The 21055-nt window shown below is 54.6% G+C and carries 15 protein-coding genes; 9 read left to right on the plus strand and 6 right to left on the minus strand.

Annotated elements, in window-relative coordinates:
* Positions 1–33: 33 nt before the first annotated feature.
* Positions 34–1296 (minus strand): nucleotide sugar dehydrogenase, encoded by a 1263-nt coding sequence (locus WNZ14_RS05295; RefSeq protein WP_342867546.1) that lies wholly within the window; start codon positions 1294–1296, stop codon positions 34–36.
* Between the two features lie 287 nt (positions 1297–1583).
* Here WNZ14_RS05295 and WNZ14_RS05300 point away from each other — a divergent pair, with 287 nt between their 5' ends.
* From WNZ14_RS05300 to WNZ14_RS05320, 5 genes are all read left to right on the plus strand, one after another.
* Entirely contained in the window at positions 1584–2747 is a 1164-nt protein-coding gene (locus tag WNZ14_RS05300; RefSeq protein ID WP_342867547.1) for a glycosyltransferase, read from the plus strand.
* Between the two features lie 160 nt (positions 2748–2907).
* Positions 2908–4023, plus strand: coding sequence for a DegT/DnrJ/EryC1/StrS family aminotransferase (locus WNZ14_RS05305; protein WP_342867548.1), 1116 nt, complete (start codon positions 2908–2910; stop codon positions 4021–4023).
* A gap of 433 nt (positions 4024–4456) precedes the next feature.
* A complete protein-coding gene (locus WNZ14_RS05310) occupies positions 4457–5911 on the plus strand; it encodes an O-antigen ligase family protein (protein ID WP_342867549.1) in 1455 nt (484 codons plus the stop codon).
* A 183-nt stretch (positions 5912–6094) separates the two neighbouring features.
* On the plus strand, positions 6095–7456 hold the full coding sequence (locus tag WNZ14_RS05315; protein WP_342867550.1) for a hypothetical protein: 1362 nt from the start codon (positions 6095–6097) through the stop codon (positions 7454–7456).
* A gap of 125 nt (positions 7457–7581) precedes the next feature.
* Positions 7582–9645: a hypothetical protein gene (locus WNZ14_RS05320; protein ID WP_342867551.1), complete on the plus strand. Its 2064-nt coding sequence runs from the start codon at positions 7582–7584 to the stop codon at positions 9643–9645.
* 185 nt (positions 9646–9830) lie between these two features.
* Here WNZ14_RS05320 and WNZ14_RS05325 read toward each other — a convergent pair whose 3' ends face one another.
* Together WNZ14_RS05325 and WNZ14_RS05330 are read right to left on the minus strand one after the other, a co-directional pair.
* Entirely contained in the window at positions 9831–11102 is a 1272-nt protein-coding gene (locus tag WNZ14_RS05325; protein WP_342867552.1) for a DCC1-like thiol-disulfide oxidoreductase family protein, read from the minus strand.
* Positions 11103–11107: 5 nt separating this feature from the next.
* Positions 11108–12178 (minus strand): hypothetical protein, encoded by a 1071-nt coding sequence (locus WNZ14_RS05330; protein WP_342867553.1) that lies wholly within the window; start codon positions 12176–12178, stop codon positions 11108–11110.
* 225 nt (positions 12179–12403) lie between these two features.
* Between WNZ14_RS05330 and wecB the strand changes: the two genes are divergently transcribed.
* On the plus strand, positions 12404–13492 hold the full coding sequence (gene wecB, locus WNZ14_RS05335) for a UDP-N-acetylglucosamine 2-epimerase (non-hydrolyzing) (RefSeq protein WP_342867554.1): 1089 nt from the start codon (positions 12404–12406) through the stop codon (positions 13490–13492).
* A gap of 86 nt (positions 13493–13578) precedes the next feature.
* Here wecB and WNZ14_RS05340 read toward each other — a convergent pair whose 3' ends face one another.
* Both WNZ14_RS05340 and WNZ14_RS05345 read right to left on the minus strand, forming a co-directional pair.
* Positions 13579–14898: a SulP family inorganic anion transporter gene (locus WNZ14_RS05340; RefSeq protein ID WP_342867555.1), complete on the minus strand. Its 1320-nt coding sequence runs from the start codon at positions 14896–14898 to the stop codon at positions 13579–13581.
* 47 nt (positions 14899–14945) lie between these two features.
* Entirely contained in the window at positions 14946–15782 is an 837-nt protein-coding gene (locus WNZ14_RS05345) for a lipo-like protein (protein WP_342867556.1), read from the minus strand.
* 123 nt (positions 15783–15905) lie between these two features.
* Between WNZ14_RS05345 and mbfA the strand changes: the two genes are divergently transcribed.
* The 3 genes from mbfA (at position 15906) to WNZ14_RS05360 (ending at position 20358) form a co-directional block, all read left to right on the plus strand.
* Entirely contained in the window at positions 15906–16889 is a 984-nt protein-coding gene (mbfA, locus tag WNZ14_RS05350; protein ID WP_342867557.1) for an iron exporter MbfA, read from the plus strand.
* A gap of 276 nt (positions 16890–17165) precedes the next feature.
* Positions 17166–19070 carry a nucleoside-diphosphate sugar epimerase/dehydratase gene (locus tag WNZ14_RS05355; RefSeq protein WP_342867558.1) on the plus strand — a complete coding sequence of 635 codons (1905 nt, stop codon included), beginning with the start codon at positions 17166–17168 and terminating at the stop codon, positions 19068–19070.
* A gap of 55 nt (positions 19071–19125) precedes the next feature.
* Positions 19126–20358 carry an MFS transporter gene (locus WNZ14_RS05360; RefSeq protein WP_342867559.1) on the plus strand — a complete coding sequence of 411 codons (1233 nt, stop codon included), beginning with the start codon at positions 19126–19128 and terminating at the stop codon, positions 20356–20358.
* 31 nt (positions 20359–20389) lie between these two features.
* Here WNZ14_RS05360 and WNZ14_RS05365 read toward each other — a convergent pair whose 3' ends face one another.
* Entirely contained in the window at positions 20390–20998 is a 609-nt protein-coding gene (locus tag WNZ14_RS05365) for a transglutaminase-like cysteine peptidase (protein ID WP_342867560.1), read from the minus strand.
* Positions 20999–21055: the final 57 nt, after the last annotated feature.

The following is a 21055-nucleotide window of genomic DNA, read 5'->3' on the forward strand; positions in this document are numbered from 1 at the left end:
TTGCCTTCCGGACGAAAATTATCAACGCACGCCTCAGGCAGACACGATGTTCGGAGCAGCCTTGCGGTAGCGACCGCGGGTGTCGACGATCAGCGGTGCGTGCTTGGCGATCATCTCATAGTCGAAGGCATCATGGTCGGTGGCGACCACCACGCAATCCACTCCCTCGAGAAACTCGGCGGTAAGGTCGATGCTCTTGAGATCGAGATGATGCTCGCGCATTTTCGGGAATGTCGGCAGGAAGGGATCGGAATAAGAGATCATACCGCCCTTGGCCTTGACCGCTTCCATCAGCCAGATCGACGGCGATTCGCGTGCATCGTCAATATTCTTCTTGTAGGCGATCCCGAGGAAATGAACGCGAGCACCGTTAAGCGCCTTTTTCTTCGCGTTCAGCGCATCCATGATCTGCCCCAGAACCCAGTTGCGGATGTCGTTGTCGACTTCGCCGGAAAGTTCGATAAACCGGGTATTGAGGCCGTACTCCCGGGCTTTCCAGGCGAGGTAGAACGGATCGATCGGAATGCAGTGACCGCCAAGGCCCGGGCCTGGGAAATAGGGGGTAAAGCCGAATGGTTTGGTCGCGGCTGCGTCGATGACTTCGAAAATGTCGACGCCCATCTTGTTGGCGACGATCTTCATCTCGTTGACGAGGCTGATATTGACCGAACGGTGGATGTTTTCCAGAAGCTTGGTCATTTCCGCGGCGCGGGTGGAGGATACATCGACCAGGCGCTCGACGATCAGCGAATATATTTCCTTGCCGCGTTCCAGACATGCCGGCGTAGTGCCGCCGATCACCTTCGGGATCGTCGCAGCGTTGAAATGGGCGTTGCCCGGATCTTCGCGCTCCGGCGAATAGACCACGTAGAAATCCTTACCGACTTCAAAGCCGAGCTTGCGAACGAAACCGCAAATGATCTCATCGGTGGTGCCGGGGTAGGTCGTGCTCTCCAGCGACATCATCTGACCTTTGCGCAGATGCGGGCCGATCAGGTCAAGCGTCGAAAGGATAAAGCTCATGTCCGGCTCGCGCTGATGTGTCAGCGGCGTGGGAACACAGATGATGATACCGTCAACTTCGCTCAGCCCCGCCGGATCGCTGCTGGCTGTCAGCTTGGCGTTCGCGGCTGCGATACGGGAATTGTCGATGTAACGGATTGGGCTCTGGCCACTGTTAATGGCTTCAACCTTCGAAGTGTCGATGTCGAAGCCGTAGACTTCGGTGCCAGATTCGGCAAAATGAAGGGCGAGAGGCAGGCCGACATAGCCCAGTCCGATGATACCGATTTTCATACTTTTTCTCTGACAATAAAGTGCTGGGACAGGAGTGCCGGTGCTTTATCCGACATACCGTTGAGTGTAAAGCCATCAGCGCCCGGCTTGAGCTTTCGGCTTCCATTGCGTATCTGCTGCGCATGTCGATTTTATTCGGGATACAGACTGTTGAACTGACAGCCTGGCAATGACGTTCTGCCTGTGGCTTTCGGTTGCGGCAAGACCACGGAGGGTAATTCTTAGTGAGGATTTGGCTTGCCACTGTAGGCGAACCCTTGCCGGTGGATGCTGGGGGGCAGCGGCTGTTGCGCACCGGGCAGTTCGCCCAATGGCTGGCTGATAGAGGGCACGAAGTTGTGTTTTTCACGGGCACGATGGACCATTATGCTCGTCGTCTCAGATCAGAGGATACAGTGATCTACGACGTCGCACCAAACTATCGCATCGTAGCGCTTGCCGGACGGCTCTACAAAAGATCGATATCCTTGGCGCGATTCAGAAATCATGCTGACGTGGCTAAATCGTTCATCTCGGCGGCGGATGGCATGCAGCCGCCTGATGTCGTGCTGGCTTCGTATCCAACAGAGGAACTCTGCCGCGCAATTTTGAATTATTGCGAGCCCCGCGGAGTTCCGGTGGTCATAGACACGCGTGATTTCTGGCCTGACATTTTCTCAGAGATGCTCCCCGGACCACTGCGAATGTTGGCGCCACTTGTATTCTCGCCGATTGAGCGTGCCGCCAGCAAGACACTTTCGCGTGCCACAGCCCTGTCGGGAATGACGGTTTCGGCGCTGCGCTGGGCACAGTCAAAAGCTCGGCGGTCTCAGAACGAAGCCGACTTCTGGTTTCCATTCAGCTATCCGAGCCAACGAGACGTGACGTCGGTGCCGCATTCAGGCGTGCGCCTCATTTTTCTAGGAACACTGTCGCATCGAAGTAACATCGAAACTGTTATCGATGCCATGAAAGTGCTCGAAGATCGAGGCGTAGACGCCACGTTTGACATTTGCGGTACGGGGCAGGCTGAAGCGTCGCTGGCTGCGCGGGCTGAAGGCCTGAATTCGGTCAAGTTTCATGGCTGGATAACCGCTTCCGAGCTGGCTGATATCATGGCGCGCTCCGATTTAGGTGTCCTGCCTTATGTCCGTCCGGATTTTCACATGTCCCTTCCCAACAAATTCGTTGAGTATCTCGCTGGAGGTCTTGGAGTTCTCTCATGCACCGAGGGTGAGGTTCGCCAGATGATAGGGAACCGCGATTGCGGTATTTGGGCTCCATCCGATCCTTTACAGATCGCGGATGCGATCGCCGGTTTGCAGCCCGGGCGGGTGCGGGAAATAAAGGACAATGCCGGATCGGTCTTTTCCGATACCTTTGGACAGGATGCAGTTTTCGGCAAGGCCTTGGGTTGCCTGGCGCATATCGCCCGAAAAGAATCGGGCGTCGCTGCAGAAAATCGACAGTAAGTGTGAATTGGACCGGCGTACTCCAAAAACCAGGCACGCAATGAACGGGAATGTCGTGTTGCGTTGGCTGGATGTGGCGTGCTAGTTGCGCCTGTGCGGGGAGATGCTCCCGCATTGTCTTGGGCCTCATGCAGAATTGCAAAACTCCGGAACGACAACAATGGCTATCAATTTCATTGACCTTGCTGCCCAGCAGGCTGGCATCCGCACTCGCCTCGACAGGGCGATTGCCAACGTCCTCGACCAGGGCAACTACATCATGGGTCCTCAGGTAAAGCAATTCGAGGCCGGGCTAGCGGAATTCTGCGGGGCGAGGCATGCGCTGTCCTGCGCCAACGGGACCGATGCCCTGTCACTGGCCCTTATGGCTCTCGACGTGAAAGCCGGCGACGCAGTCTTCGTCCCATCTTTCACATTTGCGGCAACCGCCGAAGTTGTTCCGTTCATTGGCGCCACGCCGATTTTTGTCGATGTTCTGCCCGACACGTTCAACTTGGATGTCGAAAGCCTCAAGCGCGGCATCCAGGAAGCGAAGAAGCTTGGCCTGACCCCGAAATGCGTCATCGCGGTAGATCTTTTCGGGCTTGCTGCCGATTTCGACCCGATCATCGCAATCGCCCGCGAAAATGGCATGTCGGTGATCGATGATGCCGCACAAGGCTTCGGCGCGCGCTATCACGGCCGCGTCACCGGATCGATTGCTGACATCACCACGACTTCCTTCTTCCCGGCCAAACCGCTGGGGTGCTACGGGGATGGCGGCGCGGTTTTCACCGAAGACGAGGCACTGGCCAAGCTGATCGATTCCTATCGGGTGCACGGCAAGGGATCGCACAAGTATGATAATGAGCGGATTGGCATGAACAGCCGCCTGGATACCTTGCAGGCCGCGATCCTGATCGAAAAACTGGCGCTCTTCCCGGAAGAAATCGAAAAACGCCAGGTCGTAGCCGCGCGCTATAGTGAAGCGCTGTCCGGCCTGTTTGAGACACCATATGTGCCTGAGGGACTTGTCAGTACTTGGGCGCAGTATACGGTGAAGACCGGATCCGAAGCTGCTCGCGCAACCATCCAGGAGAAGGCAAAAGCTGCCGGTGTGCCGACGGTGGTGTACTACCCGATTCCGCTTCACGCCCAGACCGCATTCCGCTCCTACCCGCGGGATCCGGAAGGTCTCGCCGTGAGCGAGGATCTGGCAAGCCGCGTGCTGAGCCTGCCGATGCACCCATATCTCGATGTTGAAACGCAGGACCTGATTATCCAGGCTCTTCGCTGATTCGCTAGACTCCATTCTCAATTTGGATGCGCGGCAGGAGATCGGCGGATCGTTGCCAGTGCAATGACCGAAGAGCGTGCCTCGCACAGTTGAGCGCGCTCAAAGTGCAGATCGCCAGTTCCGGATGCCGGATAGAGCGGCCCCGTTGGAATCCGAAAGCTTAGGAGTCGGCAAATTCACACAATCTGAAGTAATCCAAGTTTACGAATCTCTATCTTGGGTAATCAATTGATTGGTAACTCTGTCAGGTCCAGTCAGCCGGTGGTTCTGCGAAGCTAGTTTCCAGACTGTTGAGACGACCTGGAAAACAGAGTCACCGGATGACGCCCAGAATATCTATTGCTATTGTGTATCAGGGCGCGTTTACCGTGCAGAGTGCGACTTTGTGCTGGCGATCTGTTTGCAACAGGACTAATCGTAACGGTCCGGAGATATGAATCAAATTCTCGATGATGGCGACGAAATGCAATTGAAGAAAAATGAGCTCCTCAAAATCACGTTCTACGCGGTTTTGGCATTGGCAATATTCTCCGGGAATGCTGGTGTTCAGCGCTTTCTCCCATCTTTTGAATTCGATATTCAGCTGAAATACATATTTCTGGCAGCTTCGATATTTCTCTCCTTCTTTCTTGAAAGGTCGTCTGAGCGAAGCTACCCTGGCATATTCAAGTATTTTTTGGGGTTTTTGATCTCTCTGTGGCTATACGTATTGATCTCCGGGTTAATGCGACAGGATTACGCGACAGACGATATAATATTTGAAATATTATTTATAATAATTTCTGTGATGTTGGTTTATCTGCATGTTTCATCGAAAGATGAAATGGAGAGATTTGTATCAATTATCATAGGAGTTGGATTTGTTATATTATTAGTATCCCAGTTGCTGCGGATGGGGGCTGGCGTAAATATCCTTACAAATATAACGTCTTCAAGAATTCTGATTGTTTCGTTGGCGTGCGCCTTCTTCAAGTCGATGAATTTACGAGATAAGTACTATTTCTGGGCCTATTTCCCACTTCCTGTTCTTGGGTATGAATTCATTTCAAATTCATTGAAGATGAACCTAATATCAACTTCATTTGTCGTAGTGTTGTGTGCGCTATTTTATTTTATAATTGGCAGGTATTTTAGGGTTGTTTCGTTCCTGGCCCTATTTTTTGCAGGTGTGTTGTTTGGGGTTGCTTTGAATGCGGATTCAAATCTTAGGTCGAGAGTGGTAGCATTTCAGCAGGGGGCGACGATTGAAGGCCTGACCGCTTCTACGCCAGGTGCCGTGATTGTGGCTGCAAAGGAAAAGGGTCCGGCTTTCGACATCACCCAGTTAATCAAGGTCCCAGAAGTAAGATATCCGGATCTCGAATCGCTCGAATATTACCAATTGGCGAAGGAAAAATGTGACGAAGTCTCCATAAACATATATTGCCCAAGTAGAGTTTTGATACTTTTCGGAAAATACAAGGTTCTTGATGTTACTGAGAGGCTGAGATTCTGGGCTCATTCGATTGATTTATTTTTCAAAAACCCTGTTTTCGGAGTGGGTCGTGGCGGTTACAAAATACAATTATTCTACAATGGGGATGGAAATCCGAGAGTTATAGAATATCATTACCCTCATAACGTCATGTTCGAGTATCTTTCTATGTATGGATTCGTTGGATACTTTCTGATGATTGTTACGTTGATCGTAAGTGGTTTTATTTATCTAAAAGCTACGATAAGGGATAAATCCAAATTTGGGTTTATTGTCTTGTATCTGGCTTTATTGATGGCGTCGATGATGGGAGGGACCTTGTTTGACATTAGATATATTTATGTCTTCGCAGCAATGCTTACCCCTTCGCTCTCCCCACGTTGGGATCGTAATCAGGTCATTGGTGATCGATAGGCTCTCTAAAACGTTGGCATATGTCGATCATATCAAGTTGGGCGTGGAGCACGGATAATGCCGGTGCCGGTGGAGCTCTGTTTGACTTGGCGCGGGCCTAATTCAGCCCGCCGATAAGAAACTGGTCATTTCGCATGTGGTTCCGTTGACAACCTCATCATGTTGAGACCAAGGCTTTGAATATTGGTGATCGAAAATCACGCGCATCGGATGCGACTATCAGGAGATGTCTATGAGGAATCCAGCGCATTCTGGCGGCCGGTATTAAGCGTGGGGAAAAAGCAATCCGTCAGGTCAGGGCTTCTTAAGCTTGGCGTTGGGTCCGCGTCCGGCTATGTGATCACACTTGCGGTGTCACCGTTCTTGATGCGGCTATATTCCCCTGCCGAATTTGGGTTGTTTGGTGTGTTTGGCGCGATCGTCGCAATGTCGTCGATACTCGCGACAATGAGCTTTGAGCTCGGAATATTAGGTGCTCCAAACCGGCCAAGTTCGATGCAGTTTGCCATCACCGCAGTCTCTTTGGCTATGCTTGCAACGTTGTTTGCCACGCCCATCGGATTCTTGCTGGCTCTCTGGTTTCCTCAGGTTGGCTTGCCGGCCTGGGCAATGGCCGCAGCCTTTCCGGTTTGCCTTGTAGCAGTGCTGCAGATCGTCGCGATAAATTGGGCGATCAGAACCGATCAAACCGGGGTTGCTGCGCGCGCGACATTTGCCAGCTTGGCTGGGCGCAGCTTCTTCCACATTGTGTTTGGATATGTATTCGGTGGATTGGGAAGCCTGATTGCCGGTGAGTTTAGCGGACGCATCCTGGGCTGGTTGGCAGCAGAACGTGGCACGCTTCGCGTTGTTATTGCGCGGCTTGTGAGGGGGCCATCCACGCTATTCTCTCACATCAGCCGAAACCGGCAATATGCGGTTCACGTTACCCCGTCCACGGCCATTGAAGTGGCGCTTGTCTGGGTTCCGGCACCAGGGTTTGCCTTGGTATACGGGCCGGCAGCAGGTGGGTTTCTGGCACTTGTGCAGCGATTGGGTTCAGCCCCTTTGACCGTTTTGAACCAATCCATGGGACAGCTGGTGCACCGTCATGCTGGCGCCGTCCTCGGCGTGGACAACAACCGGGTGCTCCGTCTGATTGGGGCTGTTTTGGTGGGCACGCTGCCATTATTGGCTCTGCTGATGGGTTCGCTTTGGTTAAGAGGCGCTGAAGTCGCTGCCTTCGTATTCGGTGAGCAATGGCGGGCTGCCGGGATGGTCGCTCTTGCGTTCACACCGCTCTATTATGTTCAATTCCTGTCACTCATAACCAATAGGTTGATACTGGTCATGGGCTACATGCGCATGAAACTCGCTGGCTCTTTGTTGCATCTGGCAATCTTGTGCCTGTCCTTTCCAGCGGCGCGGCTGCTTGACCTGGATTGGCTGGGAGCGATGGCGTTGCAGGCGAGTGCGCTCACTGTTTCGCACCTGCTCATCTTCCTTGTCGTGCTTGTGGCCGTGGCCCGCTACAGACGCCCGGGGTCAGAGTTGCAAGCCGGTTGAACTCCCGATATATCGCGGAGTAACCGCACAGCAGAGTCGGGGGTTCCATTGCCTCCCAATCCACAGCCATCGGGACGCCGCACCCTCAGGCGTCTTGCCGCGCTAGAAACATGGAAGCGACCATTATGGTTGAATCTGAAACACGGACCCTTCCACGGAAAACCCAATTGGAAGCGGAAAATGGATCCGTGGAACAAGAATTGAAAATACTCAAAGCCGGGCGGGCAGCAGCAATTGTCTTCATTATTGCAGTCTTTTTTCTGGCGGCGCTGGGCCATGCCTATTTTTTCAATCTTACCTATGTGACTAGCCTTCGTGGTTTCTCTGTCGTCGAATACCTCGCGCACGCTTTGAACCCGGAAAACTTTAACCGTGACTATCCTGGTGGGAGTTATTTTACATCAGATAACTCAATAATTACAAATCTCTATGTGCCACTGAAACAGATTACAGGCTTGCCGAGCGTTACGTTGATGGCAGGTGGGATCTGGCTGGAAGTCCTGTCAGTCATGGCTGCTGGTACGGTATTGTGGCGGTCCCTTGTCTCCGCGAATTCGGAAAACGCAATTAGTCAGGATCGGCTGAAGAAGCTGTTTGTCGGGGGCTGGTTGATCACCGTTCTGGTGGCCGGCAACGTGGTCAGGCCCAATCTGTCCAATTTTGGGGCGCCGTTTTTTCATGGGCAGTTCTATGGGTATGCAGACGCCTTGGCCTTCTTGGCGATCGCTGCCTATTTGCGTGGAAAATGGGCTTGGGTAGCGCTCGCCCTGATGGCAGCATTTGCGGTTCACCCGATCAAGGCGACAATGCCGACTGTGTTCATCGGTGTTTCCGTGCTTGTCAACGCGCGCATCGATTTGCATGTCAGATCGTTGATAAGTGGTGTTTGTGTCGCTCTGTTTGCGGCCTATTGGGCCTATTTTCACCTCCAGCTCGGCGGTGTTGAGGGGGTACCCAATATACCGGATGACCTCTTTATCGCCTATACGAGGATCCAGCAGTACCACTGGTACCCTGCCGATACCGGCTTGATTTCCTTTGGGCAGGACAGGGGGCTGGTGCCATTCTTCGGGTTGATGACCATGGCGCTTGTTGCCGCGCTGAAGGCTGACCTCAATCAGCGAACAAGACGCGCCTTCCTGGCGGGCTATCTGGCACTTGCGTCTCTCACCGCGCTGGGGATCTATTTTTCGATAGACCTCAATTCTGCATTCTTGGTCAAACTCAGCCTGGTTCGCGCCAGTGAGTTCATGGTTGAACTCTCGCCGTTCCTGATCGGTTTTGCGATATTCAGGACGTGGCAGCGGAAGGAATGGCTTTGGGCCGGCCTTTTTGCCGGTTTCCTGATAACTGCTATGTTCCCGAACACCTTGCCGTCGCCTTTTCTCGCCTATGCCGCGGCAGCGTTGTATGTCCTTCAATCACTCTGGTCACGCAGCGGAAAAAGCGAGATACTTCTGGTCTCGGCAATTGCATCAACCATGCTGCTGATAACGCTGATCAACTCATGGAATTATCCCGGAAGCTCGGATCCATTGTCCGTATCTCGCAAGGCGCTGCTCCTGGTTACATGCTGCTATCTCGCATTTAAAATACCGTTTCCACGGCGATTCGTTGCTTTCAAATCCCTGGCGACCGCAATCGTGTTCAGTCTGTTTTTCTCCTACGGTGCCTATGCCTGGTTGAGGAACAACAGCGCAAATCAGGGTGACATGGAGCTCGGGCGTGCGTTTCTTGAGGCGCAGCTTTGGGCAAAGGAGTCGACAGACAAGGAGGCGCTGTTCATGGTGGATCCCTGTCAGAACTACGGTTGGAGGGATTTTTCCGAACGGAGTTCCATTGGCACGCCGCGGGAATGGTTCATGACCGGTTGGATTTACGTGTCTGATCTGCGAGCCTTTCGCTGGGGGCAGGAAATTGCGCAAACATTCGGGCTGGATATTACGGCCAGATTGCCCAAACGCGATGAACGTGCGGAAATTCAGATCACCGAAATATGCGAAGATGCCAAGCCATTGTTCTACGATTTGTCGAGAGAGCCCCTGCGAAGGATGCATGAGAAATACGCCGTCAACTATTTCGTAATGGAAAACGGTCCGTCTGATGAGCTGGTCTCGAAATACTCCCTGAAGCCAGCGTTTTCCAACCAGAGTTACCGGATTTTTTCGGCCGCAGAATTATTGAAATAGAGTTTCGTCAATTGGCCTTGACGATGGTTTTGTGTGCAGCTCTGTTGTCTTGTTCAGCGAGTGGATGTTTCAAGACGCGGCTTTAATGGTGTCCTTAAGCGCGCCAAAGAAACAAGCGTGCTGGGCCCGGCGGAGCATTTATTTTGGCGTTGCTGTTCTGACCAAACGAAGGTGCCAAACTATTACTAGGGAGCCGGAAACAGCTCGCCGCCTTTTGTCTCGATGAGCTCCCCGGCGCGTGAGTATTGCTCAAGTACGTAGCGGATACCGGCAATTCGGTCGGGTGCAAACTTGCCGACATAGTCGAGAGCATTGCTGTCGGAAAGATTGTGAGACGGATAGGCAAGCCGCCCCAGGGCCCATTCATGCGGCATCCGACCGCGTTCAAGCATCGGGTAAATACGCTTGTAATTGTCTAACATGAATTTCTGCAGCAATTCATGGTCCGGGTCGACCACTTCGAAAGCTCTCTGAAATCTGCCGTCCATGGTTACCGGCTGAAAGAAGGCGTGGTTGTACCAGATTTCTTCGCCCTGCTTGTTGACCAGTTTGTAGCCTCCGACAAGTACAGGACGCGACCAGTCGACCGAGAGGGTCCATCCAGCGATTCCTCCATAAAATGGCGCCAGGAAAAGACCCGGAAAAAAGGCAAATACCAGCAATGCGAGAGGGGCCCAAGAAGGGATCTTGCCTGCATCGCTTCTCTTGTAATTGCTACGCCCGAGCTCAACTGCAATTCCAACCAGAGGCATCAAGGCTATGGCGCCGATAATCCGTCTCAAGGCAATGAGGTCCATGGAGTTTACCAGAAGGAACCAAAGGATGATGTAACTGCAGACAATGAGCCAATCGGCGTGACGCATTCTCCCATATATCTGCTGAGCGTAACGTGCCCTGAAAAACAGGGCACACCAGACCAGCAGCGATGCAATCGTTAGAACTTTGACATTGAACTGGAATAGATCTGTAAGCGGATAGCGCCCAGACGCCAGCCAGATGCGGAATGAACCCACAATTATAAGCAGAAGAGACGCGATTCTAACCAGCCGTGGTCCCAGACCTTCTTTGACCTCTTCTTGCCATGGTCGGCGGCGTTGATCGATCAGTGCTCCCCCTTGAAGAATGAGGACAAAGTAGCGACCGAGGACCATCAGAGGGTAGAGAACCCTTGCCAGCCACTCATGATTGCTGACGTAGAATAACACCCGGCTGAGGATATTTTTCGGATCTGATAGCGTGTTTAGATAATGAAACGCTTGGGCTCCATGGAGGAGCTTTCCTTCGTGCTCGACGACAAACCCCGAATTGACATTAAGGCCGCTTGCAAGAATGCGACGGACGTCATCATTATCCTCACGAAGGGAAATGAGATGAACATCGCCCACCGCTTGCCGAAGCTTCAGGAGCTTGACGAAGTTGGTACAGAAATAACAATCGCCGTCATAGTAGATATTCATGAACCTCACCTAGCCGCTGTGGGTTTTCGCCGTTTTGCGCGGAGCCAATCGATAATTTCATGCCACGAAAATAGTGCAGTCCAAACAAATATATATCCGCTAAAGCTGATGCCAACTCCAAATGTCATAAGATGAAACAAAAAATAGAACAAAAAGAACTTAGGTATTAAATTTTTCCGAAAAAATACGATGGGAACCGTAAGGTGAGATATGTATACAGCTGGAGGGCCGATGTAATTAAAAAGTGTAAATCCATCGAAAAGCCGGAAAAAACCAAGTGAATCAAGAGTGCTGTGCGCGGCTACAATCGAATGAACTTCGATCGCGTCCACGAGATCGTATTGAAACCACTCTAGAATAGACAGGTCGGTTAGTTTGTTGACGCCGGAAGCAAAATAATAAAAAACAAATACCAATATAAGATTTGAGAAGGCGCGACCGCCAGCAGCCGACCTATGTTCGTGATACAATTTAGTCATTTTCCAAATTGGAACGTCTGAATAGCTGCTAATTCCGAGCGCCAGTATGATGGCAAAGTAGAGATCGATGGAGTCAATTTCCTGCCCCAAAAGGAAAAGGTACCCCCACAAATAGATCATCAAGCTGTACGTAATGACAATTATTACTGATTTTGGGCCCTTTCCGAAGATCGCGAGAGATGCGAGCGACAGTATTGTAAGTCCTTGAATGAAACGCAGTACGCCGACGGAAGGGTGGGGCAGGAACCAATGAATCCAGTGAAAAGTCAGCAGTTCCTGTATAACAGGTAAGCCTGTCCACAAGATCCATTTATCCATCGGATAGAGGTGATAGGGATAGAAGTAGAAAATCTCTTCAGGCACTGTTCCAAAAAAACCGAAGTCCCTGCTGAACAGCTTCCAGATCAGGAAAGCGCAAACGAACAGGCGTGCCACGTTGAGGTTGAAGTCGTAGGCGGGCGTGTTGTAGGCGGCCAGAAATCTATCAAATCCGCGATCTATCAAGGGTTTTTCAGGCAAGATCCATGGCTCCGCGAAAGCATTTCGAACTGTTTGAACCGCACGCACCGGCAAGTCAAGAAAACCGGAGTTCCCCATTGAAGGTTTTCAAGCCCACCTCAATTCACTGCTGCGGTTCCGGAACTGGCACCTCGGTTTTAAGGGAGCGGTCGCAGGCTCGATGATTGCACCGTATCGCTCATGGACCTGCAATCCGTCCGCGCGGGCTCCTTGGTCGTCACGCGGGGGGGACGGCCCGTTGTAATCGTTAACTCAGCCGGGTATGGCAGTGAGCAATTTGCAGCGTCCGGAAAGTCCCTCATCATGCAGAGCATCCAATCCGTATCCACCGGCAAAAGGCCGATTGTCGTGACAATCCTGGGTGCCAGACCCCAATTTATCAAGGCTGCGCCGGTCAGCAAGGCCCTTGCAGCCGCAGACATAGATGAGGTCATGATCCATACTGGGCAGCATTTCGATGACAACATGTCCGAATTGTTCTTCCGTGAGCTGGATATCCGCAAGCCAAAATACAATCTTGAAATCAATGGCTTGAGCCATGGTGCCATGACTGGCCGTATGCTCGAGGAGATCGAGAAAATCCTGGTCGAGGAAAAGCCGGATCTGGTCGTTGTGTATGGAGACACGAACTCGACCCTGGCCGGCGGACTTGCGGCCTCGAAACTCCATATTCCGATTGCGCATGTCGAAGCGGGTCTGCGGTCGTTCAATCGCGCCATGCCCGAAGAGATAAATCGTATTGTTGTCGATCACATCAGCACGCTTCTGTTTTGCCCGACAGCAACAGCTGTGGACCATCTCAATTCCGAGAACATCCATGTGGGCGTCATGCATGTCGGGGACGTCATGATGGACACCACGCTTGCAGCCATTGAACGGGCGAGCGCCACTTCGGACATCCTGGCCAGGTTCGATCTGCAGTCGAAGCACTATGCGGTTGCCACATTGCACCGCGCTGAAAACACCAATGATGCTGCGCGGTTTCAAGAGCTTATCAATTGGCTGGATGACCAGCCGGTCGACAAGATACTGATGCCGGTTCATCCACGCACCCGCCAACGCCTTTCGGAACTGAAATCTCCGGCACGGAAACTCGTGCTGGTCGAGCCGCTCGGATATATCGACATGGCTTGGCTCGTCCACAATGCAAGTGCCGTGTTTACAGATTCAGGCGGGTTGCAGAAGGAGGCTTATTTCCACGGCGTCCCGTGTGTAACCCTTCGCGATGAAACCGAGTGGGTTGAGACCATTGATGCAGGTTGGAACCGTCTGTGGAACGGGCCGGAGTACAAGAGCCGTCGGTCGATATCGGATTACGGCACCGGAGAGGCGAGTTCCCAGATTGCTGCAGCAATCAAGGAATTCATCATTCGTCGTGAAAAAACTTCATAGAAAGCGGATTCTCATACCCGTTCGCCGCAATGAATTTTTCCGGTCCTGGGCGTTCAAGTGGTCGACAATGCCGATCACACCTCATCTCACCGATCCGGTTTTTGCCACTCGGCTTCCGGTGCGCCGCGCCGTTTCAGCCGCAGCAAGAGGCCGACGACAACACCCGCGCCGATCGCCACTGTCAGATCGGCAAGCACGGTAAGCAGCAGCGTCATCATCAGCAGCAGTTGATCGCCTCTGCGCGTTCGCATCCGCTCCATAAAATGCTGCGGCTCGGCCATGTTCCAGGCTGTCAGGACAAGTACCGCTGCCAGCGCCGGCAGTGCCAGCAGTCCGGCCAGCGGGGCTGCCAGCATCATGAAAGCCAGCAGGAAGAGGGAGTGGAGGATCCCCGCAACCGGGGTCTTTGCGCCGGCGCGGATATTGGTGGCTGTGCGCGCGATGGCGCCTGTTGCCGGCAAACCGCCGAAGAGCGCGGAAACGCAGTTGGCGACCCCCTGGGCCACGACCTCGGTGTTGGAGCGGTGCGCAGTGCCCGCCATACGGTCAGCGACCATTGCCGACAGCAGTGATTCAACGCCTGCCAGAAAGGCGATGATGATCGCCGATGGCAAAAGCTCGATCACCCGTTCAAGGTTTAGATCCGGCAGCGCCGGCATCGGCAGATGCGACTGGATCGCGCCAAACCGGCTGGCAATGGTTTCAACATCAAGACCGAACACGGCGACCGCGGCAGATGTCAGCCCAACGGCAACCACCAGCCCTGGCAGTTTTGGTGCGGCACGCCTGAACGCCACGATCATCACCAGCGTGAAGAGGGCGATCAGCGCGCTCATCAGAGAGAAGCTGTCGGAAATGTTCCAGAGCGCTTCAAGTTTGGGCAGGAAATCGGCAGGCATCTTGCCTTCGACGCTGAGGCCGAAAAAATCCGCGATCTGGCTGGAGGCGATAATCACCGCGATCCCGATGGTAAAACCGTTGATCACCGGTTCCGGGACATGGCGGATCAGGCTGCCTGCACGCAAGAAACCGGCAATCAACAGGATCAGGCCCGCCATGAAGGTCGCGATCACCAGTCCGTCATAGCCGTGATCGACGATGACGGAGTAGACAACGACGATGAAAGCGCCGGTGGGGCCGCCGATCTGCACGCGGCTGCCACCGAGAGCGGATATCACGAAGCCTGCAACAATTGCCGTGACAAGCCCCGCACCGGGGTTGGCGCCCGACGCAATGGCGATCGCCATCGCCAGCGGCAGCGCAACCATAGCCACGGTCAGCCCCGCGCCCAGATCCGCCAGAAAGCTCGGGATATCGTAATTGCGCAAGGTCGTCAGGATTTTCGGATGGAAAACCCAAGCGTGTTTCTTCTGAACGGCACCGTCAGTATCCGTCGACTCAGTCATGATGTTCCCCTGATCTCAGGGTACTTCCCGCCTTGGAAGTGCGGTTGTCAATCGGCTGGGGTCGAAATCTCCGTCTCCCCGACCGTCTCATTGGCCTTTCTTGGCCCCCACTCGAGCTGTTTGTAATCAAAGCCGTATTCAAGCGTGGGTTTGATCACCTTGAAATAGGGCGAGAGGTCAAAATCCCTTGGGGCAAACAGCGAGTGGTGCCTGATATGCAGGATTTCCCGGCGGGAATAGTCCGAATCGGCCCGTTGCCTGCCGGGCGCACGTGTGACCTCCGGAAGGATAGGATATCGCACCGATTGGAAGGCCTGGGCGATCATTGAAGAACAGATGGCGCGGGTTGGGTCGCCTGATCCGAACGCGATCATCCGTCTGCGCCATCGCACCGGAACGGGTGGCGTCGGAAAGAAATAGCGCAGCATGTCGAAAATGTTCTTCATGTCATACCGGACGCCAAGCCTTTCCACCATGTAGGAGACCACAGCTGTTCGATCATCAGGGGTTAGTCCTACCGGCCGGCAGATCCGTGTGTTGAAGCGGGTGTATTTGGACAGCGGCACGGCAACGCAGCCCTCGCCAAGATTGACCTCAACCAGTTGCGGATAGTCGTCACCGCTCTCGTCGTCCGGTTTGAGGGCAGCACCGACAAACAGCGCTGAATGCGACCAGGTGGACTGGGTCAGATATTTGATGGCCGCAGATACTTTCTGGTTTCCCTCCACCAGCAGGATATCACCCGGCTGCAGGGTCCGTGAAAGTGTTTCAGGATCGGATGGCGTGTAGGGCTCGTATCCCGGATTGGCTGAATGCAGCCGTCGCGCCAGAAACCGGCCCAGGCGGTCGAGCAGGCTGTCTGACATGTCGCGTGCTTCGGTCATGCTGACCAATTGGCCCGGGCCGCCGCCGGGATCAAGTCGGAAGACTTCAAGTTTCCGTTTTCCTCACTTGATAACTTCGCGCGAACGCCGTAATTTAGAATCATTCTAATCTGTGAGGCTTCCATGCTCAATCGTATTATCGGTTTCAACCGGCGGTCCTTCGATTCCCTGAGCGAGCAGGAAATCCTCGCTCTGGCGATTTCGTCCGAAGAGGATGATGCGCGCATATACCTGGCCTATGCTGATCACTTGAGAGATGATTATCCGCAATCATCCAAGGTGTTTGAGGAAATGGCAGCCGAGGAGAGCGTGCACCGCGCGCGGCTGATCGAACGACACAAGGCGCGCTTTGGTGATCGCATTCCGTTGATCCGCCGCGAACACGTCCGCGGTTTTTATGAACGCAAGCCTGATTGGCTGGTGCAGAACCAGTCCGTCGACAAGATCAGGCTGATTGCCGAGGAGATGGAAGCCCAGGCCCACAACTTCTATCTCTCGGCGGCGGGCCGCACCTCGGACGCGGATACCCGCAAGTTGCTCGGCGATCTGGCGCTGGCGGAAAAAGGTCATGAATCTCTGGCGCGTCGGCTTGGCCTTGAGCATACGCCGGAGGATGTGAAGGCCGAAGAGGCGGAGACGGACCGCCGCAAGTTCATCCTGACTTATGTTCAGCCCGGTCTGGCGGGCCTGATGGATGGGTCTGTTTCCACCCTTGCGCCCATCTTCGCCACAGCCTTTGCCACCGGCGACACCTGGACGACCTTTCTGGTCGGATTGTCAGCATCTGTTGGCGCCGGCATTTCAATGGGCTTTACCGAAGCTGCGCATGATGACGGGGTTATTTCCGGAAGAGGCTCGCCGCTCAAGCGCGGGCTGGCCTCCGGCATCATGACGGCGATTGGCGGGCTCGGTCATGCGCTTCCATACCTCATTCCCGATTTCACCATCGCCACCTCGGTTGCCATCGCAGTGGTGTTCGTCGAGCTATGGGCCATCGCCTGGATCCAGAACCACTGGATGGACACGCCCTGGAGCCGGGCGATCTTCCAGGTGGTCCTGGGCGGCGCGCTGGTGTTCACGGCAGGTCTTCTCATTGGGAATGCCTGAGGTGGCTCGACGGGCGCGCTAACCATCGCAGATAAACGCCGTTGCCGAACGGCAGATTGGAAATAACCAGCGAAGACGGTATGTTAGCGCAGACCTTCATGGTGGTTGGCGCTGTTGCAGCTGCATGGCAAGACAAAAAACACGCTGTTTGTTGCGGTTGCACAACCGCGAAACCACCGATGACTGAGTTGCCAAGCGCCGGGGGCTGTGCCATTGAGCGGCCTGTCGGTCTTCGAATTTTGACAGCGAATTGAACATCAAGAAGAGACTTCGAATATGATTCGTAAGATGATCCACTGGCTTGCTGCTATAAGCCGGCGTTCCAAGCAGCTCATCCTGGTCATTATCGATTTTGTTCTGTTTTCCAGCGCGGTGTGGCTGGCTTATTCGCTTCGTTTCAACGTGCTCTACGATCCAGATATGAACCAGGTGCTTCTCATGCTGGCGGCACCGTTGATTGGAATCCCCATCATGTATGCGTTCGGGCTTTATACCTCGATTACGCGGTATGTTGGCGAGCATGCGCTTTGGACCATTTTCAAGGCCGTCGGGCTGACCGCCATCTTCTGGGCCGTCGTGGCCTATGTGGCGCGGCTGGAAGGGTCCACCCTGGTGCCGCGGACCGTTCTGGTGATCTTCTGGCTCCTGTCTCTGCTGCTGATCTCCGGCTTCCGCTACATCTCGCGATGGTTGATTCTCGAATTCACCGAGGAGCAGACGCAGCGAAGAAACATTCTGGTCTATGGTGCAGGCGATGCCGGCCGTCAGATTGCAGCAACCCTGAAACAGAGCAGCAACAGGATCACGATCTTCCAGGTCGATGACGATCCCACCATGTGGGGCGCCACGATTGGCGGCATCAGGATCAGCAATCCCGCAAATCTTGAGCGTTTGATAGAACGCCGCGGTATCAGCGAAGGTATCGTTACGATGCGGAGTGCCAATTCCGCGCGCCGCGCCGAGGTTGTCGAGCATCTGAGCAACCTTGGTTTGCGGGTTCGCATCCTCCCCGCCTTTGTCGATATCGCCGATGGCAAGCATACGGTTGATCTGATCCGCGATGTCGAGATCGGGGACCTTCTGGGCCGCGATGCCGTGCCTCCTGAGCACGGCCTCATGGAAGCCAACACCCGCGGCAAGGTCGTGCTGGTGACAGGCGCCGGCGGCTCGATCGGCTCCGAACTGTGCAGGCAGCTGAGCACCGTTGGCGTGTCCAGGCTGATCATGCTCGATTCAAGCGAGTTCGCGCTCTACCAGATTGACCGGGAACTGGCCAAACAGACAGGGTTTGAGAAGGTCGCAGTGCTTGGATCGGTTGATGATCCGGCGCTCATGCGCAGGGTGATGCGCGAACAGGCCGTCCAGACGGTGTTCCATGCGGCGGCCTACAAGCATGTACCGCTGGTCGAGGCAAACCCGTTTGAAGGCATAAAGAACAATGCATTGGGAACCTTGGCGGTTGCTTCCGCTGCTTATGACAGCGATGTCGAGGTTTTTGTGCTCATATCCACGGACAAGGCCGTCAGGCCATCGAGTGTGATGGGTGCGTCCAAGCGTGTAGCGGAGCTGATCGTTCAGGATTTTGCGGAGAAGGCGACGCAGAACAAGAACGGCAAGGTTTTTTGCGCGGTCCGCTTCGGAAACGTGATTGGGTCCAGTGGCTCGGTCATTCCGCTTTTCAAGGAGCAGATCCGCAACGGCGGACCAATCACGCTGACCCATGCGGAAACCACGCGCTATTTCATGTCAATCGAGGAAGCGGCGCAGCTGGTCATTCAGGCTGGAAGTCTTGCGCGCCGTAACGACGAGAGCGGGAAGTTCCCGGGACGTATCTTCCTGCTCGATATGGGCAATGCGATCCGTATCCGGGATCTGGCGGTCAAGATGGTGCAATTGTCCAATTTGACGCTTTGCGATGAACTCACTCCAGGTGGCGACATTGCCATTCAGGAAGTCGGTTTGCGTCCCGGCGAAAAGCTGCATGAAGAGCTGTATTTTTCCGTCGAGGCGGCAAACCCGACATCGCATCAGAAGATCTCTGTTGCTGCTGAATCCGCTCCTGACGGATTGGACATCATGGAGATGTACAAGGAACTCCAGCAGTTGATCGCCAGCGAAGATCATGCCGCACTGGCGGAGTTCCTGTGTCGCGTGACGGGAATGGGCGCGCAGGCCGAATGAATTTCCGGGCCTCATTCGAGATGACAGAGACGGGGCTCCTTATCTGGCGAATGTTGTGATCCGTTCTGTCCGCCGCGTCGAGCCGCTGACACTGCTCATCGGTGTATCGATGACGATTGGCTATGGGACGCTCTACTACCCCTTTGCAATCCTGGGACCGGAAATCGCACGCACGCAGGGCTGGAGTACCGGTTTTGTGTTTGGAGTCTTTTCCGCAGCGCTGCTGACCAGCGCGGTTACGGCTTCGCTGGTGGGACGGGCCATGGACCGCTTCGGTGCGCGCCCTGTGATGGTCGCAGGCTCTTGTCTGGCGGCACTTGCCCTCGTCAACCTCTCGCTGGTCCAGTCCATGACAGGTTTCGTTGTTGCCATGCTGGTGATCGAATTCGCCTCACGCATGGTGCAGTACGAAACAGGCTTTGCGGCCTTGACCGCCATTCATGGCCGAAACGCCCGGCGTCCGATCGCGCATGTCACGCTGGTCGCCGGATTTGCCTCGACCGTATTCTGGCCACTCATTCACTGGCTGCTCGGATACATGGACTGGCGCGGTGTCTGTCTGGTGCTCGCCGCAGTCAACTTCCTGATCGCCCTGCCGATTCACGCCTCGCTTCCGGGCCGCGCCAAAAATCGTCACGATCCTCAACCGGTGCCTGTTGTGAACCGGGATCCAGGCTTACTGAGACCGGGAAACCGCATGCCGGCATTTGTGTTCATGGCCATCGCGTTTGCCGGCGGCAGTTTCCTCATGTCTGCTGTGCACACATCCTTCTTCCTGATCCTGAACGAGATGGGTCGCAGCGCCGCCCTGGCGGCCTTGGCAGGCGCGATAATCGGCCCGATGCAGGTCGCGGCCAGACTTATCGAGATGCTGACCGGTGAGCGGGTTTCGTCTTCGATTGTCGGAGTGATCTCAAGCACGGCCCTTCTGCTGGGACTGGCATGCCTGGTCGCGGCTCTCTGGCTGGGCGGAGATTGGATCGTCATCGTGTTTGCCATAAGCTTCGGCATTGGTCAGGGGCTGAACTTCATCGCCCGCGCCATTCTTCCAGCGCGCCTGTTCGGGACCGATGGTTATGGCGCCATGACCGGCAATCTTGCCACGCTTCGGCTGTTCGCGATGGCCGGTGCGCCGGTTTGTACAGCGCTTGCCATCAGCCATGCCGGAGTAGGCATGACCTTCGCTCTGCTCATGCTGGTGTCCGCGGTCGGTGTATCTGCGTCGTGGGCTCTGGTGGTGATAGAAAAGCGAGCTGCCAGAACAGAAGCGGTCGCATCAATCGCGTGACTTCGCTGCAGTCAGGCGCAGCGCTCAAGTCCTACTTGACGGCGCCAACCAGAACGTCGGAACCGTTTTCGATAGTCACCCAGCGGCCTGAATTGTTTGTGGCCTGACGCTTGAGGTAGCTGTAGGGCGTCTTCCGCCAGTTCTTGACATCGTCGACCAGGTTGTCGAGCACAAAATCGCCGTCAGATGTCCGTACTGTCAGCACAGCATGGCCTTCGCCATCGGGCTTGCGAACAACCGTAATCAGCACATCAGCTGGTGAAAAACCGCGCTCGATCAGCATATGCCGCTTGAGTAGAACATAGTCTTCGCAATCGCCGGCCACGTCCGGATAGGTCCAGACTTCTTCCTTGCCGAACATTTCCATGTCGGTTTTCGGCATCACTGAAAAATTGACCGCGCGATTGATCTCCCGGATCACGTCCCAGCCGTAATCGGTAACCTTGGGCGCTGCGCCCGAGCCTTTGACAGGTGTGCATTCGGAAGAGAATTTCTTGCAGAACTCGTAGTGCCCGATCGGTTGCGAGGTCACCCGCCCAACTTGCATCGACAGCCCGGACGCCATCGCCCCTGCTGGCAGTACAATCGACGCTAACAGGGCAATCATTGCCAGTTTCGCTCGTCCCGGTCTGCATAACATTGCAGGTGCACTCCACGCCGTCCCATTACGTTAATAAAGAGTTAAGATCGTATGGGC

This window comes from Hoeflea sp. AS60 (genome assembly GCF_038900115.1).
In the GTDB taxonomy this organism is placed as follows: domain Bacteria; phylum Pseudomonadota; class Alphaproteobacteria; order Rhizobiales; family Rhizobiaceae; genus Hoeflea.

Coding starts and splice junctions, on each gene's coding strand:
- WNZ14_RS05295 (WP_342867546.1), bottom strand. CDS start 1,296: ATGAAAATCGGTATCATCGGACTGGGCTATGTCGGCCTGCCTCTCGCC.
- WNZ14_RS05305 (WP_342867548.1), top strand. CDS start 2,908: ATGGCTATCAATTTCATTGACCTTGCTGCCCAGCAGGCTGGCATCCGC.
- WNZ14_RS05310 (WP_342867549.1), top strand. CDS start 4,457: ATGAATCAAATTCTCGATGATGGCGACGAAATGCAATTGAAGAAAAAT.
- WNZ14_RS05320 (WP_342867551.1), top strand. CDS start 7,582: ATGGTTGAATCTGAAACACGGACCCTTCCACGGAAAACCCAATTGGAA.
- WNZ14_RS05325 (WP_342867552.1), bottom strand. CDS start 11,102: ATGAATATCTACTATGACGGCGATTGTTATTTCTGTACCAACTTCGTC.
- WNZ14_RS05330 (WP_342867553.1), bottom strand. CDS start 12,178: ATGGGGAACTCCGGTTTTCTTGACTTGCCGGTGCGTGCGGTTCAAACA.
- wecB (WP_342867554.1), top strand. CDS start 12,404: ATGCAGAGCATCCAATCCGTATCCACCGGCAAAAGGCCGATTGTCGTG.
- WNZ14_RS05340 (WP_342867555.1), bottom strand. CDS start 14,898: ATGACTGAGTCGACGGATACTGACGGTGCCGTTCAGAAGAAACACGCT.
- WNZ14_RS05345 (WP_342867556.1), bottom strand. CDS start 15,782: ATGACCGAAGCACGCGACATGTCAGACAGCCTGCTCGACCGCCTGGGC.
- mbfA (WP_342867557.1), top strand. CDS start 15,906: ATGCTCAATCGTATTATCGGTTTCAACCGGCGGTCCTTCGATTCCCTG.
- WNZ14_RS05355 (WP_342867558.1), top strand. CDS start 17,166: ATGATTCGTAAGATGATCCACTGGCTTGCTGCTATAAGCCGGCGTTCC.
- WNZ14_RS05365 (WP_342867560.1), bottom strand. CDS start 20,998: ATGTTATGCAGACCGGGACGAGCGAAACTGGCAATGATTGCCCTGTTA.